This is a genomic window from Rhodococcus sp. H29-C3 (assembly GCF_030063405.1).
Classification (GTDB): Bacteria; Actinomycetota; Actinomycetes; order Mycobacteriales; family Mycobacteriaceae; genus Rhodococcoides.
The window spans coordinates 692,082-706,275 of sequence record NZ_JASITC010000002.1; the positions used below are offsets into that span (position 1 = coordinate 692,082).

Annotated in this window: 14 protein-coding genes; 5 read left to right on the forward strand and 9 right to left on the reverse strand. The window is 61.7% G+C overall.

Going from position 1 to position 14,194, the window contains the following annotated elements; genetic code table 11:
• Nucleotides 1–6: 6 nt before the first annotated feature.
• From QMK32_RS07235 to QMK32_RS07250, 4 genes are all read right to left on the reverse strand, one after another.
• Entirely contained in the window at nucleotides 7–747 is a 741-nt protein-coding gene (locus tag QMK32_RS07235) for an AIM24 family protein (RefSeq protein WP_269302077.1), read from the reverse strand.
• Between the two features lie 8 nt (nucleotides 748–755).
• Nucleotides 756–1,415, reverse strand: a complete 660-nt coding sequence (locus tag QMK32_RS07240) for an AIM24 family protein (RefSeq protein WP_283473940.1) — start codon at nucleotides 1,413–1,415, stop codon at nucleotides 756–758.
• Between the two features lies 1 nt (nucleotide 1,416).
• The gene (locus QMK32_RS07245; protein WP_283474028.1) at nucleotides 1,417–2,040 is read right to left on the reverse strand and encodes an AIM24 family protein; all 624 of its coding nucleotides are present in this window, start codon (nucleotides 2,038–2,040) and stop codon (nucleotides 1,417–1,419) included.
• Between the two features lie 69 nt (nucleotides 2,041–2,109).
• A complete protein-coding gene (locus tag QMK32_RS07250; protein WP_269302079.1) occupies nucleotides 2,110–3,087 on the reverse strand; it encodes an LLM class F420-dependent oxidoreductase in 978 nt (325 codons plus the stop codon).
• Nucleotides 3,088–3,181: 94 nt separating this feature from the next.
• Here QMK32_RS07250 and QMK32_RS07255 point away from each other — a divergent pair, with 94 nt between their 5' ends.
• The gene (locus tag QMK32_RS07255) at nucleotides 3,182–3,562 is read left to right on the forward strand and encodes a VOC family protein (RefSeq protein WP_283473942.1); all 381 of its coding nucleotides are present in this window, start codon (nucleotides 3,182–3,184) and stop codon (nucleotides 3,560–3,562) included.
• 4 nt (nucleotides 3,563–3,566) lie between these two features.
• Here the strand turns inward: QMK32_RS07255 and QMK32_RS07260 are convergent, their stop codons facing one another.
• The 5 genes from QMK32_RS07260 to QMK32_RS07280 all read right to left on the reverse strand — a co-directional run bounded on the left by QMK32_RS07260 (nucleotide 3,567) and on the right by QMK32_RS07280 (nucleotide 9,849).
• Nucleotides 3,567–4,652, reverse strand: coding sequence for a S1C family serine protease (locus QMK32_RS07260; protein WP_283473943.1), 1,086 nt, complete (start codon nucleotides 4,650–4,652; stop codon nucleotides 3,567–3,569).
• Between the two features lie 246 nt (nucleotides 4,653–4,898).
• The gene (locus tag QMK32_RS07265) at nucleotides 4,899–6,578 is read right to left on the reverse strand and encodes an HNH endonuclease signature motif containing protein (RefSeq protein WP_283473944.1); all 1,680 of its coding nucleotides are present in this window, start codon (nucleotides 6,576–6,578) and stop codon (nucleotides 4,899–4,901) included.
• 73 nt (nucleotides 6,579–6,651) lie between these two features.
• A complete protein-coding gene (locus QMK32_RS07270; protein ID WP_283473945.1) occupies nucleotides 6,652–7,413 on the reverse strand; it encodes a nuclear transport factor 2 family protein in 762 nt (253 codons plus the stop codon).
• 73 nt (nucleotides 7,414–7,486) lie between these two features.
• Entirely contained in the window at nucleotides 7,487–9,016 is a 1,530-nt protein-coding gene (locus QMK32_RS07275) for a metallophosphoesterase family protein (protein ID WP_283473946.1), read from the reverse strand.
• A 41-nt stretch (nucleotides 9,017–9,057) separates the two neighbouring features.
• The gene (locus QMK32_RS07280) at nucleotides 9,058–9,849 is read right to left on the reverse strand and encodes an IclR family transcriptional regulator (RefSeq protein ID WP_283473948.1); all 792 of its coding nucleotides are present in this window, start codon (nucleotides 9,847–9,849) and stop codon (nucleotides 9,058–9,060) included.
• Between the two features lie 150 nt (nucleotides 9,850–9,999).
• Here QMK32_RS07280 and QMK32_RS07285 point away from each other — a divergent pair, with 150 nt between their 5' ends.
• The 4 genes from QMK32_RS07285 to QMK32_RS07300 are packed head-to-tail and all read left to right on the forward strand — an operon-like array spanning nucleotide 10,000 to nucleotide 14,022.
• On the forward strand, nucleotides 10,000–10,875 hold the full coding sequence (locus QMK32_RS07285) for an isocitrate lyase/PEP mutase family protein (protein ID WP_283473950.1): 876 nt from the start codon (nucleotides 10,000–10,002) through the stop codon (nucleotides 10,873–10,875).
• 17 nt (nucleotides 10,876–10,892) lie between these two features.
• A complete protein-coding gene (locus QMK32_RS07290) occupies nucleotides 10,893–12,155 on the forward strand; it encodes a 3-isopropylmalate dehydratase large subunit (RefSeq protein WP_283473952.1) in 1,263 nt (420 codons plus the stop codon).
• Nucleotides 12,152–12,697: a 3-isopropylmalate dehydratase small subunit gene (locus QMK32_RS07295; RefSeq protein WP_283473954.1), complete on the forward strand. Its 546-nt coding sequence runs from the start codon at nucleotides 12,152–12,154 to the stop codon at nucleotides 12,695–12,697. The genes QMK32_RS07290 and QMK32_RS07295 overlap by 4 nt, the downstream gene beginning before the upstream one ends.
• A complete protein-coding gene (locus QMK32_RS07300; RefSeq protein WP_283473955.1) occupies nucleotides 12,694–14,022 on the forward strand; it encodes an MFS transporter in 1,329 nt (442 codons plus the stop codon). The genes QMK32_RS07295 and QMK32_RS07300 overlap by 4 nt, the downstream gene beginning before the upstream one ends.
• Nucleotides 14,023–14,194: the final 172 nt, after the last annotated feature.

Here is a 14,194-nt window from a genome sequence, read left to right on the forward strand (position 1 = left end):
TCGGTGCTACTGCAATCGCGAACCGATTGTGCCGTGCAGCGTCCGCAAGCTGTCCTGTCCGAGCGAGACGGTCTGCGACTCGATGTGGCGCAGCAGGTGGCCGTCGTCGAGAACCTTCTCACTGGATTGAATGAGCACTGTTCCTGCGCCCGTGAAGTCGAACTGACGCTCTTCGCCGGTGTTGGCCCCGAGGAATCCGCGAGCGGCGCCCAGAAAGTTCTGCATCCACCCGGCGTCGAAGTGGTGCGACGGCGACGGGCAATCGGCCCAGCCGACCAGTGCTTCGGGGTCGATGCGCAACGGCGGCTCGGCGAACATGACAGGCCCGTTGGACGACGCCAGGAACTTGCCCGTGCCCAGCAGCGTCAGGAATCCGGGGACGATCGACTGCTTCAGATCGAGCGTTGGTTCGAAGGCGAGGAGGTTCGAGGCTCGGATGGTCAGGTTGCCGTCGTCGAGGTCGTAGCTATTGATGTTGAATCCACGGTCGCCGAGGATCAACTTGCCCTGTCCCTGCGCGAGCACCCAGTCGTTGGAATACAGCGGCGAGGAGAATCGAGCGGCAACGATGGCAGGCATCGACGTCTGACCGAGTGGCTCGAATCGAATATTGCCGTAGTACGCAATCATCGCGCCCTTGGATGTGAACCAGGGTTGGCCGGCGAGTTCGACGCAGAACGCGTAATCGTTACCGGGGACGTTGTCATCGATGGGCAGTGTATGGGGGGTGTGAATCTCGATGGTCATACTTGCCCTCAGAACTTCTTCTCGGAGGCCTGGACCCATACGGTGCCCGTGCCGGTCATCTTCAGCTGAACGGCCTCGCCGCTGCCACGCCCTACCGCGTCACGCCAGCCGACGTTCGCCGAGATGTCGACGGTGATGTTGCCGAGGTGGCAGACATAAGCCTGTGGATCCACGACGACCTGGGGGTGCTCCGGACCGATCTGCAGCGCGATCGCTCCACCGTGTGACAGAACTGCGACGCTGCCCTGGCCGGTAAGTTGCGTCGTGAACAGTCCCTGCCCGGTCATCGCACCCCGGACGGCACCCCGCACTGCGCCGCCCTGAGAGCCAAGGGAGACAATGGAACTCGACAAATAGCCGTCGTGGGCCAGCAGCCGGTCTGCCTCGACGGTGAGCATCGACGATCCGTCGAGGTGAATCACTTCCACGTACAAGCCGGCGTGGCCGTAGAACACCTCGCCCTGGCCCTCGGCGGCCATCATGGCAACATGTTCGCCCGACATCATTCGTCCGGCCATTCCTGCGACGCCGCTGCTCCCACCCATCGAATGTGGAATGAAGTGGACGTCACCGGTGTAATACAGCATCGAACCCTTACGAGCCAAGACGTTCTGCCCGGCCGCCAAAGGGGATTTGACGACTTTGCTGTTGACGAGCTCGAGCGGCATGTCAGCGTTCCTCGGGTTGGATGTAGACGACGCCTTGGCCGTCGAAACGGAGCGAGAAGGCTTCACCGCTCCCACCACCGACGGCGGATCGCCAGGTGACGTCGGTGACGAAACTCTGGTTGAGCCGGCCACGATGTGCCACAAAGGAATCTGGATCGACGACGAGCGGATACGTCGGGTCGACGGCGAGCGCGATCAAGGGTCCGCCTGCCGAGAGTAAGGCCACCGAACCCGAACCGCTGACGACGGTCGTGAACAGGCCCTGGCCCGAGGATGCTCCGCGGAGGCCGGCGAACTTGACCTCGGTCTTTAATTGGCCGGTCAGCGCGAGCAGCTGCGATGCCTCTACGTGCATGGTGTCGTTCGCGAGTTCGACGATCGTGATGTCCTGAGCGTCGACGGCGAAGTACACCGTGCCCTTGCCGGAAACCTCCATGAGAGAAAGAGATTCACCGGTTGCCTTCTGCTTCAGAGCCGCGCGTAGTCCACCGCCTCCGCCCATTCCTGCGCTCTTGAAGGCGACGTCACCCTCGTACGCAACCATGGAACCGGACATCGCACGTAACGAATCGCCCTGCGGTGATCCCTGAAGTAGATTCGCAACGAGCACCCTGTGCCCGTTCATTGTCAGCTGAGCCACAGGGGAACTATCCCACGCAACGTTCCCCCGTGCCAAAGCTGAAGTCGGTTCGAATTACACGAGCGGGCGCAGTGTCTTACCTGCGAGTTCGACGATGCCGGGCTCGTGTCCGTTGGTGATCAAGTTGATGATGATGCCGTCGATACCCTGATCGAGTACACGCGTCTGCACCTGTTCGGCGACGTCGTCGGGTGTGCCGCAGAACTGGCGGTCGGTTGCTGCCGCCTTGTCGGTGTCGGAGAGGTTGGACAAGTCGACTCCGTTCGACAACAAGTAGTCGCTTTGCAGCTTGCGCGCTTTGTCACCGTCCTCGTCGAGGATGACGAAGGCCAGGAAACTCGTCTCGAGATCCTTCGGATCACGGTCTACCTCTTCGCACCGAGCTTCGACTGCCTTCATCTTGCGGGGCAATTCGCTTGCGTCGCAGATGATGTTGAGATGATCGGCGAATTGGGCAGCGAGACCGAAGGTCTTCTTTTCTCCGCCTCCACCGAGCATGATGGGCAGATCGTCGCGCATACGTGGCTCGTTGATGGCGTTCTCGACCTGGTACCACAACCCGTCGAAGCTCGGCCGTTGCCCGCGGAGCATCGGCTCGATGATCTGCAGTGCCTCGTCGAGACGCTCGAATCGATCGGTGAAAGTACCGAACTCCAGGCCGAAGCTCTGGTGTTCGAGCTCGTACCAGCCGGCTCCGATTCCCAGGATCGCGCGGCCTCCGCTCACGACGTCGAGCGTGGTGACGGTCTTCGCCAAGATTGCCGGGTTGCGGTACGTGTTTCCGGTGACGAGGGCCGAGAGCTGGATCGTTTCGGTGGCGGTGGCCAGAGCCGACAGCGCCGAGTACGCCTCGAGCATCGGCTCGTCGGGCTTACCGATTCCAGGTAGTTGATAAAAGTGGTCCATGACGAACGCGGTGTCGAATCCTGCTGCTTCGGCTTCGCGCGCTTGCGCGATCACCTTGGGGAACAGCTCTGCGACGGAGCCTGAGTAGCTGAAATTGGGCATCTGATAACCGAGACGGATAGTCACCCGCTCAACGGTACTCCCGTCGGTGGCCCGTTCCTAGGCACGACGTGGGCTTCGATACCGCCTCGCACCGACTTCGAAAGGGGCACGATGAGGTATGCCCACTATCGAATTGACCCGCGCACCCTTCACCGGATTCGCTGTCGACGACATCGAGGCCGCCCGCGCCTTCTACTCCGAGATCCTGGGACTTGCCGTCGTCGACGGCGACATGGGCCTGATAAATCTCCAGCTCAGCGAGACAAACGAAGTGTTGATCTACCCCCGGCCCAATCATGTGCCCGCGGCCTACACGATACTGAACTTCCCGGTCACGGACATCGACGCAGCCGTCGACGCCCTGACCGCCAAAGGTGTGATGTTCGAGCACTACCCCGATATGGGGACCGATGAGCGGGGCATCTTCAGACACGGCGGCCCGCTGATCGCGTGGTTCACCGATCCCGCTGGAAACATCCTGTCCGTGTTGCAAGCCTGAGCGACTACGCAGTCGGAGTCCCCAGCTCGAGGGTCACCGATCGTTGTTGACGGACTCCCTGGCCAGAGACCCATTCGAGTTCGATGACGTCGCCCGGGCTCTTCTCGATCATCCCTTCGATCAGATCCTTCGACGTACGCACCGGCCGTCCATCGAAGGACACGATGACGTCGCCGCGAAGCAAACCGGTCCGCTCGGCTGGGGAATCGTATTGAACGGACGTGACCGCGGCACCCTGCGATGGTCCCGTGTCGCGCAATACCGAGACATCGCGAACGCCGATACCCAGATACGGCGTCGGTCCAACATGGACAGTGCCTCCGGATCTGCCGTCACGGACCTGTTCGAGCACGGCCATCGCAGTATCGATGGGAATGGCATATGCCTCGGGGGCCGAAGTCTGCCGAGCCTTCTCGGACAGCCCGGCCGCGTCGACGCCGATGACATTGCCCCACGCGTCGACCAGCGGGCCACCCGAATCGCCTGCGCGTACGTCGGCGTCGATTCGAATCATGTCGGTCAGTTCGTTCCGCGAACCATCGACCGAGCTCTCGGCGATGACGGATTCCTGCAGCGCAACCACGCGTCCGGGTGCGGCGACGAGAACTCCCGCGCCGTCCGCGTTGCCCACCGCGGTAACCCCATCGCCGACGGCAACGGCTGCAGACCTCCCGATCGGGGCCACCGGAAGGTCGACCGCAGAAGCCAACCGGAGAACCGCAACATCACGGGTCTTGTCATAACCGAGCACCGACGCGTCGTAGATCAAACCATTGCCCATATGTACCGCAGTGACGTCGGTTGCTTCCTCGACCACATGGAAGTTGGTGAGCACGAGGCCGTCCGAATCGACGACGAACCCGGTGCCCGCGACGCCGTAGAAGCTGAACTCCGCCGATATGGTCACGACCGTCGGATTCACTCGCGCGGACAACTCCTCCAGAGTCAACGGCGCAGGTGGCGGCTCTGCGAGCACGGGGGCCGGTGCGGACACGAGGGGCTCACGCACACCGGGTGCAAGTGGCGTCGGCAGAGCCGAGACAGCGAAGACCAGCACCGTGAGGAGCGCCGCCCGACTTGCCGCCTGCATGAGTATCGATTATGGCTGTGATGGCTGCGGAATGCGGTGTTCTGGGCTGCGGTGTTCTGGGGCTGTCTTCTCGGCGTGCCCGCTGGATGGTTCGACTCGCGGATTGGGGGGCAGGGGTGCCGGGGGTGGGGGGCTCGGTTCTAGGGGCTCATGCCCGGTGCCGGTCGGCGCGCGGCATGACTGTTGGCGGCACAGGTGAAGCTCTGTGCCGCTGGCAGTCACTGGTGGCCGGCTACCCGGGTGGTGTCAGGTGGGTGGCGGGTGTGGATCGGGGCCGCCGCGTCTCGGTGTCCCGGGTTGTGTTGGGGGCGTGGCGTGTTCGGGCGTGCTGTCTTCGGGCGTTGGGTAAATGTATTCGTTGGGGTGGTGGTAGTGGTTGATGTGGCCTTTCCGGGTGGGGTCGAGTGTGGTCGGGGGATGCCCGAGTGTGCGCCGAGGGTAGGGGTGGCCTGGTCCGGTTTTCGTTGTTGCCCAGTCGGTGTCGTCGGGTCCGATGAGTGGGTGGTGCATGTCGCAGCCGTAGGTGAGGGTGTCGATGTCGGTGTTCCCACCGGTGGCCCATTCGTCGATGTGGTGGACCTGTGACCAGGTCGCGGGTCGGGTACAGTCAGGGAAGGTGCAACCGCGGTCGGCGGCGATGAGGACGATGCGTTGATCAGCGGTGGCGATCCGTTTGGTTCGCCCAAGGTGCAGGGATCGTCCGTGGTCGTCGAAGATGGCAAGGTAGTGGTGCGCGTGGGAGGCCATGCGGATGGCGTCGCGCATGCGGATCAGGGATCCGGTGGCAGTGACGGCGTGGCCGGTAGCTGTTTCGAGGTCGGACAGGGTCATCGTGATGACGGCGGTGACGGGTAGCCCTCGATGGCTGCCGAGGTCGCCAGAGGCGAGCATTTGCCTGACGATGGTTTTCAGTGCGTCGTGTTGGCGTCGTCCTTGGCTGCGGCGGTCCCTTCTGGCGCGATCGTCGGTGCTGCTGTCGGTGCTGCTGTCGGTGCTTCTGACTTCGGAACTGCCACCTGTACTGCCGCTGCTACTTCCACTGTCGTGGCGAATGCTGTCAGTGGAGGGTGCGGAGTCGGGTGTGGTGGCGGCGGGATTGCACATTCCTGGTTTGGCCCATGTGGCGAATGCTGCTTCGAGGTAGGCGCGGGTTTCGGCGTCGATCAGGAATGTGCCTTTGGAGAGTCCGTGTTGGCCTTGGTCTTTGATGCGGAAGTAGCACCGTTCGGCGATCTGTTGCTCGTCTTCGTTGGTGCCGTCCGGGTCGAGCGTGTCGAAGAGTCGTCTGGCGGCGACTTTGAAGTTGTCGGGGCCGAGTTGACGGGCTAGTTCGGTGAGTTGCTGCTCGGCGTGGTGGCGGGTTTCGGGATCGATGTCAGGACTGAGGGTGCGGAAGAAGTTGGTGATGATGTGTTGGTGTTCTTCGTCGAGGGTGCCTTCTGCGGCGGCGGCGGCGGCTGTGGTGGTGAGGATCGGGTCGAGTCGTTCGCCGGTGATGGCTGAGCGTTGGCCGTACTGTTCGGCGTGCCGGATGCGTTGGCTAGCTCGTCTTCTGGAGAGTCGTAGGAGTATCGCGAGGGTGTCGGGTACGGATCCGTAGATGTGGTCGAGTCCGTGTTGAGCGATGAGGTCGGCGATCCAAGTGTGTGAGAGGGCGAACAGGGCGTGTTGAAGTGTTTCGGCGCGGACCAGTAGTGCTCGTCGGTCGGAATTCGATGCCCCGATGGTATCGAGGCGTCTGAGCATCGAGACTTGATCTTCGATTGTCGCAATCGCATGTGCGAGGTCGACGTCCTCGATCTCCAGCACCGACGATGGCGTCGACTCTGCCGAAGCGCAGCTGCCACCGGAAGACCCACTGTCACCACCGAATCCAGTGTCAGCTGCCACCCCGGCTACCCCTGAAATACGATCCCCCGAAAGCATGGAATCAGAGTAACCCCGCCGACCGACAAGAACTCGAACATATGTTCCCCTAGTCGGCCGGCGGCGTTTCAGCTCACGAGTTCGGTCGAAGTCCGAACGCAGTAATCGAAGCGACATGCAACGACTTGTCGCCGAACTCTACGAGAACGACGCCGCGTCGAGACTGGTGTTCGACTGTGGCACTGACGGTATTGCCGGCGGCGATCAACTTCCGGAATGTCATTCCACGTAGTGAACCCGCAGCGACGTCGTCGCCTGCGCCCGTTCGTACGGCCGCGCTGTGTCCTTGTGAGATCGCTTCCAGCGCTTCGGTTGCCGCGCGCTTACCTTTGCTCCCGACGCCACGCAGGCCGCCCATGAAACCAACTACGCCACCGAGGCCTTGGTTCCCGATCAGCTGAGGTGTCAGCTTCGCCGATGCAGCCAAGCCTTTGGTTCCCGCACGCAGCAATTGTCCGATCATCGATGCCAACTCCCAGTGCGCAGCGAGTCGTGCGATCTTCAGCTCGCCTTCCTCGTCGACGAGGTCGTACCGAATATGCATCGGGACGTTCAATGTGGCTCCGGTGGACATGATGGTCTCGAGCGACAGGTCCCGGACGACGGACATTCCATCCACCACGTCGTTCTCGACGTGGAAGTTGATCGTGTTGGGAGCGATGAAGGTGTCGTAGAACTTTTCTATCGCCTGTCTGCCCTGATGCGGTCGAGAACCGACGGGATCGTTGACCACTCCTCCGCGTGCGTACAGGTTCACCCAGGCTTCGCGGTCGTGGACAGCGACCGCGGCGGGGGATGCATCGATCGTTGCCACAAGGTCTTCAAAGGTGTGCACGCCATCGAAGCTATCGGATCTGCTCGGGCGAGGCCCTGGAATGCTGTGATCTGTCTCGTCGGAAGTTGGCAGGTTACTGCGCGCTGACGGCCCTTGGAACATCGGCGCGCAAGGTGAAGTCGGTGACGAACTCGCCGTCGCTCGGCTGGAAGCGTCGACGGGGGTCGTAGTTTTCGACGTCGAAGGCGTCGAGCGTCGGCGAGTGTGAGGTTACGGCCATGGTTCCACCGTCGAGGTCGAGTTGCAGCAGTCGTTGGAAACCGGCTCTTCGTTCACCGTCGACCTCGAAGTATTGGTAGTCGGCGAGGAGCTGCACGACCGTTCGGTCCGTATCGCCGACTCCTCGGTCCACGACGGTTGCCTGACCATCGATGTGACCGGATAGGACGAGGAAGACCGATTCGTTCGGGACGACCAACCGATTCCATATCTGCTGTCCGGAGCTGGCGCCGATATCGCCGAAGGCCATCATCTTTCGTTCGCCATCCTCGTCGAGGTAGTAATGGGTGCCGATGACTACGTTTCGGTCGGGATTGTCGGCGAGGACCTGTTCGGCCCACTTCATGACCTTTTCGGGCGGGTTGTAGCCGATGTAGAGCATCAGAAACTTCGCGCCTGCGAGGTCGATCAGGTCGTAGTGCGCCGAATTATCCTCCTCGGTGAACGAGTCACCCCACCACGGTTGGTTCCGGTACCTGTCCGGGCCGAAGTACTCGTTGTACAGAGCGTGGTTCTTCTCGTGTTCGCCTGGGACCAGCTTGCCTGCGACGTTCCAGATGTTGTCATGGTTGCCCGGTAGCACTCCGTGTGGAATGTCGGCATCTTCCAGGGCCTTCATCGACTCGCTTGCTGCTTCGAATTCTTTGCGGGACTGAGTATCCGGACGTCCGGGGCTGATCCAACTCTGGATGATGTCCCCGGTGTGCATGCTGTATTCGATGCCGTACTTCTCCGCGTTGTCGACCGTCCATTGGGTCATCTCGTCGTACACATCGGGGTCGTCCCGGGTGATGTACTGCGTATCTGTGATGTGTTGTAGGGCAAAGTCGTAAGTGTCGGCCGTTGCAAATTGTCGATTGGGTTCGGAGTTGTCCTCTTGAAAGGCATCATTCGCCCGCGGAGTATCGATCACCATGACTTCCACGGGGCCGTCGATGGCGGTGATTGTCGCGGTGAGATCGATGGTTCCGCCGGGAGCAGTGGGTGCCGCTGTTGCGATCGACTGCCCCCAGGACTGCGTATCTGGATTCCAAGTGTGCAATGCAAGATCATTGGTGTTGACGGATGTTCCCCGCCAGGCAATTTCGGCGACTGCTACATCAGACGCGAATGTGACGGTGTAGCGCACGTACGGATAGTCGTTCCAACCGGAGGTACGGGCGGTCGACTCCGAAGTCTCGTCACCACCGACCAGTGCAGCAGGTTCGGCGATCGGGCTCACGCCCGCGACCATGTCGGCGCCAACCGGTGGCGGGTCGGCGGTCAACCCGACTGCAGGCACGGCAACAGCGGGAACGGGGATGCGCGAAGGTACGGCGACTGCATCGGCTCCGACGAGTAGGCAGGCAAGAACGAAAGATCCGATGGTTGGCGCTGCCTTCACTTCATCCAGACTACCGCGCGATTGTCGGTACTTCTCGAGTGTTACTGCGGCAGGGCCTCGGCGACCCTGGTGAGCCGGCTCGCCGCGTCGCGCACTTGCTCTATCTTCTTCTCGAGAGCTGTCCCGGTGAAGGCTTCGACTCGACCGCCGATGCTGATCGACGCGATCACCGAACCGTTTCGGCCGAGAATGGGTGCCGCCACTGCCGCAACACCTTGGAGGTAGTCGGAGTTGCTTACGGAGTACCCCGCGGCCCGTACCGAGTCCAGGTGTTTGCCGAGTGCGGCAGCATCGGTCAACGTGTGTTCGGTGAACGACGGTAACCCGCGCTCGATCCATCTGCTACGCAACATATCCGAGAATGCCAGCATGACGATCGGTCCTGCCGCGGCGTGGTAGGGCATCACCGATCCGATGTTGATCCCCGCGACGACGAGGGGGTTGTTTCCTTCCAGTCGATCGATACAGACTGCACCCTCGTCGGCGGGAACCATGAGGTAGGCGGTGTCGCCGAACGTCTCGGCCAGGTCGATCATGAACGGCCTTGCGGCGGTGCGGATGTCGAGATTCACCAGTGCAGCGGAGCCGATTTCGAACACCGGCATCGCAATTCGATACGAGCCCTCGACGGTTCGAGCGACCCAGCCCGCGTGGATGAGGGTCGTCATCAGTCGGTGCACGGTCGTCTTGTTCATACCGCTCGCGGACGTGAGTTCGTTGAGCGTCCAGACAGGCCGAGAGGCGTCGAAATATTCCAGCAGACTGCACGCCTTGAGGACGGCTCCGACAATGTCGCGGCCGACCTGTACTTCGGACTCGATAGGCGCAGCCACAAGTGCTCACTTTCGTTTCGGCGGGTGGTCGGTCTCGCCATCATACGAACAGATGGTGCGGGGCCGATCCCTTGACATGTGACTCCGACCACTCTAGCTTCGGTAATGTGATCTGCGGAACGTGTTCCGCAATACGAAACGGATGGTGACATGACTGAATCGGCTCCAACTCTCAAAGACCTCACTTCGCGCGGCCTCGTCTACGCCCCAGGGGTGTGGGACGGACTGACTGCGCGACTCGCTGACCAGGCTGGATTCAGCGCGTTGTGCGCGTCGGGATTCGCGGTATCCGCGGCGCTCGGGCTGCCCGACGCCGAGCTTTACACGATGACCGAGAATCTGAACGCCGTACGCACCATCCGCGAATCCTCGAAGCTTCCGCTGGTCGCAGATATCGACACCGGATACGGCAACGCAGTGAACGCAGCTCGGACGGCATCGAAGTTCGTTGCCGCCGGCGTACAGGGCATGTTCATGGAGGATCAAGTTTCCCCGAAATCGTGCCCGATCTGCGTCGGCGAGCCCGTAGATCTGATCGACGTCGCCGAGGCAACCGGAAAGATTCATGCCGTCCGAGACTCGATTCCCGACGACGTGCTGCTCATCGCACGGACGGATTCACGTGGCGACGACGCCATCCGTCGAGCACAGGCCTACGTCGAGGCCGGTGCGGACATGATCATGCCCGTCACCAAGACATTCGAGACCATCGAAGAGTGGGAGCGCTGTCACCAGGAAGTCGGAGTACCACTCATGGCAACCCTGACGGCGTCGACGTGGACCGAACGGGACTTCACGCCCGAAGTTCTCGATCGAATCGGGGTACGTCTTGCCCTGCTGCCGACGCAGGTCCTGATGGCTGCGACGGGAGCAGCACAGGAAGCGTTGCGCCGGCTGGCTCGGGGTGAAGCACCGGCTGCGGTGAGTGCCGACGCGCTCTCGCATCACGACTTCGTGAACCTGATCGGCTTTCCCGAGGTGGAAGCGAAACAACGCAAATACCTTCCCGCGGAATCGAACCGGTGAACGACGTGGGATTCACGATGACGGAAAAGATACTGGCGCGGACCTGCGACAGCCCGACGGTCCGCGCAGGGGAAAATCATGCCGTGCGCCCAGCGCGCATGATCGCCTACGACTTCCCCGGCTACACCGACGTGATGTTCCGTCAAATGCGGGAGGACTTCGGAATCACCGAGCTGTCGGATCCGAGCCGCTACGTCGTCTTCATCGACCACATGTTGACCAGGAACGACGACAAGGAAGCAGAAGTTCACAAGGTCACTCGCGATTGGTGCGAGTTCTACGGAATCGAACTCCACGAAGGCCGCGGTATCGGTCACCAGCTGACCGCCGAACTCGGTCTCGCAATTCCCGGCGACTTTCTCGTGCACTTCGACGGCCACATCAGTGGCATCGGCGCATTCGGTGCGCTCGGGTGGGGAATTCGCCGCGACCTCATCGAAGCCTGGGTGACGGGCCAGCTGTTCGTCGACATCCCTGCAACCACCAGGTTCGACCTGATCGGCGACTTCGCCCCTGGCGTCGACAGTCGAGATCTGGTGCACACCATCATCGATCTCGTCGGTGCCGACGGGTGCGCACATCAGGTCATGGAATTCGGTGGCCGGGGCGCGAAGACGATGAAGATCGATCATCGTCAGGGTCTGTGCGGTATGGCGATGTTCACCGGGGCCGTGTCCGCGGTGTTCGAACCCGACGAGATCTCGTTGGCTTACGCGAGCGATGTTGCGCGGCGAGAATTCGAGCCGGTCTATCCCGATGCCGACGCGACCTACGCAGCGCGGTACACGATCGATCTTGCCACCGTCGTCCCCCAGGTTGTGCAGCCAGGTTCGGCTCGGGCAGCCAATACCAAGACTGCCAAGGAGCTGACCGGTACACCGATCACCAAGGCTTTCATCGGCTCGTGCGCCAGTGGGCGAATCGAGGATCTCCGCGCAGCGGCACTGGTCCTCGACGGGCGTCGAGTGGCTCCGGGCGTCGAACTCAACGTGGTGCCGACGTCACAGAAGGTGCACGAGCAGGCCGAACGTGAGGGCATCCTCGACGTGCTGCGCGCGGCCGGAGCCACGATCGCGGTGTCGAGTTGTGACTTCTGTTTCGGATACCAGAAGCCACTCCAAGCCGGCGAGAACTGTATTTCTACCGGCGTGCTGAACATCTCGGGTCGGATGGGAAGCTCGGACGCGAACATCTACATGGGGTCGCCCTTCACGGTTGCCGCCAGCGCGTTGGCCGGTGCGATCACGGAGTCGGCGCAGACGGTGGAGGTCGGTCGATGAGCGCCTACCCGCCACCTCCCGACGTCATCACCGGCGAGGTCGCCTGGGTGTTCGGCGACGACTTCGACATCGACCTCGTCGTCGGAGTATCCAACATCAAATCCTATGATCCCGTGCATCTTCGCTCGGTCTGCATGACGGCATACGACAGTAGTTTCGTCGACCGGGTTCAGCAGGGCGACATCATCGTCGGTGGCCGCAACTTCGGATACGGGCACCCGCACTATCCACCCATGGTCGCGCTCAGAAATTGCGGGATCGCCGCGATAGTCGCCGAGTCCTTCTCCCCCGGATTCTGGCGGGGCGAGACGTTCAACGGGATGCCGCTCATCACGGTGCCCGGCATATCCGCCGCAGTCACGACGGGGGATGCCGTGACGCTGGATTGGCGCGCGGCGACACTGCGGACCGTCGGCGGTCTCGAACTCGTCGGTACTCGACCCAACGCCCGAACCGTCCAGGTCATCGAAGCAGGCGGGTCGTACGAACTTCTGCTCGAAGAACACTCACGCTCCCTCACACCACAAGGACAGGCACAATGACGAACGTGGAACATTCCCCCGCTCGCTCTGGCACGGGTGGCCCGCCGCCGGCGTCGACCACAACCGCGCGCCGCGCCGCAATCGCAGGTGGCGTCGGAACGCTCATCGAGTACTACGATTTTGCCGTCTACGGGTTTCTGGCGGTAGTCATCGCACCCCTGTTCTTTCCGTCGACCAGTCCCGGGGTCTCGATTCTGGCAACCCTCGCAGTCTTCGGAGTTGCCTATGTGGCCCGTCCGCTGGGTGGGATCTTCTTCGGGCGTCTCGGTGACCGGCGTGGTCGTAGGTCCGCACTGGTCATCACCGTCGTGTGCATGGGTCTCGCATGTGGTGTTCTGGGGCTTCTGCCGACGCATTCCTCAGTAGGAGCGCTTGCCCCGATTCTTCTCGTCTTCATCCGCCTTGCGCAGGGATTCTCGGCAGGAGGTGAAATCGGCGGGGCAGCAACGTATATCGCTGAATCAGCACCGCCGAACCGTCGTGGATTCTTCGGCTCTTTCACGCCTATCGGGTCGACCCTGGGCTTCGCCGTCGCGGCCGCAGTGGTCGGCCTGGTGGCACTGGGTACCACCGACGAGCAGATGTCCTCATGGGGTTGGAGAATTCCGTTCCTGTTGGCATTGCCGCTTGCATTCGTCTGTCTCCGCGTCCGATTGAAGCTCGAGGACACACCTGAGTTCGAAGAGATGGCAGAGAAGAATCAGGTTGCCAAGAGCCCGCTGTCCGACGTGGTGAAGAAGAACCCGAAGTCGGTGTTGCGCGTGGTCGGCATTGCGATCGCCATGAACGGTTCCGGATACATCGGGCTCACCTACTTCAGTGTCTATCTGATCAATGATCTCGGGTTCTCGAAGGATGCCGTGTATTGGACGTCGGCCATCAGTATTGCGCTGGCGTGCGCCACATTCCCCGTCAGTGGGATGCTTACCGACCGCTACGGCAGAAAACCGGTGCTACTGGCCGGCTATCTAGGATACATCGTGATTGCGTTGCCCGCGTTCATGATTCTGGGTGCGACGACAAGCATCTTCGTTGTTGGATGCATCTACTTCGTGTATATGGTGCTCAACGGTGTAGTTCAGGTTCCGGCTTTCCCATTGTTCACCGAACTCTTTCCTCGATCGGTTCGATACACCGGGGTGTCCCTCGGATTCAACATCGGCACCATCGCCGCCGGCGGAACGGCACCGTACGTGGCGGCTCAGTTGGTGGAGTCGACCGGCAACAGTATGTCCCCGGCCTATCTGGTGATGGGCGTCTGTGCGATCGGCGTAGCCACCGTGCTGACAATCCGGGAGACCGGAAAGTCCGCGCTTCCCGTGTAATGCAGCGAAGCGCATACTCCTCCTATGCCGGCTCTTCGACTTTAACCTGAATGCACCGATTGGGCCGTGAACGTGACCGAGTCGCAGAAGCGAAATGCCCTGCCGTGGTGAAAGAATCAATCTTGTCTAGGGAAAGATTCGGCCACAACGAAGGGCATCTCGCAGATGCAAC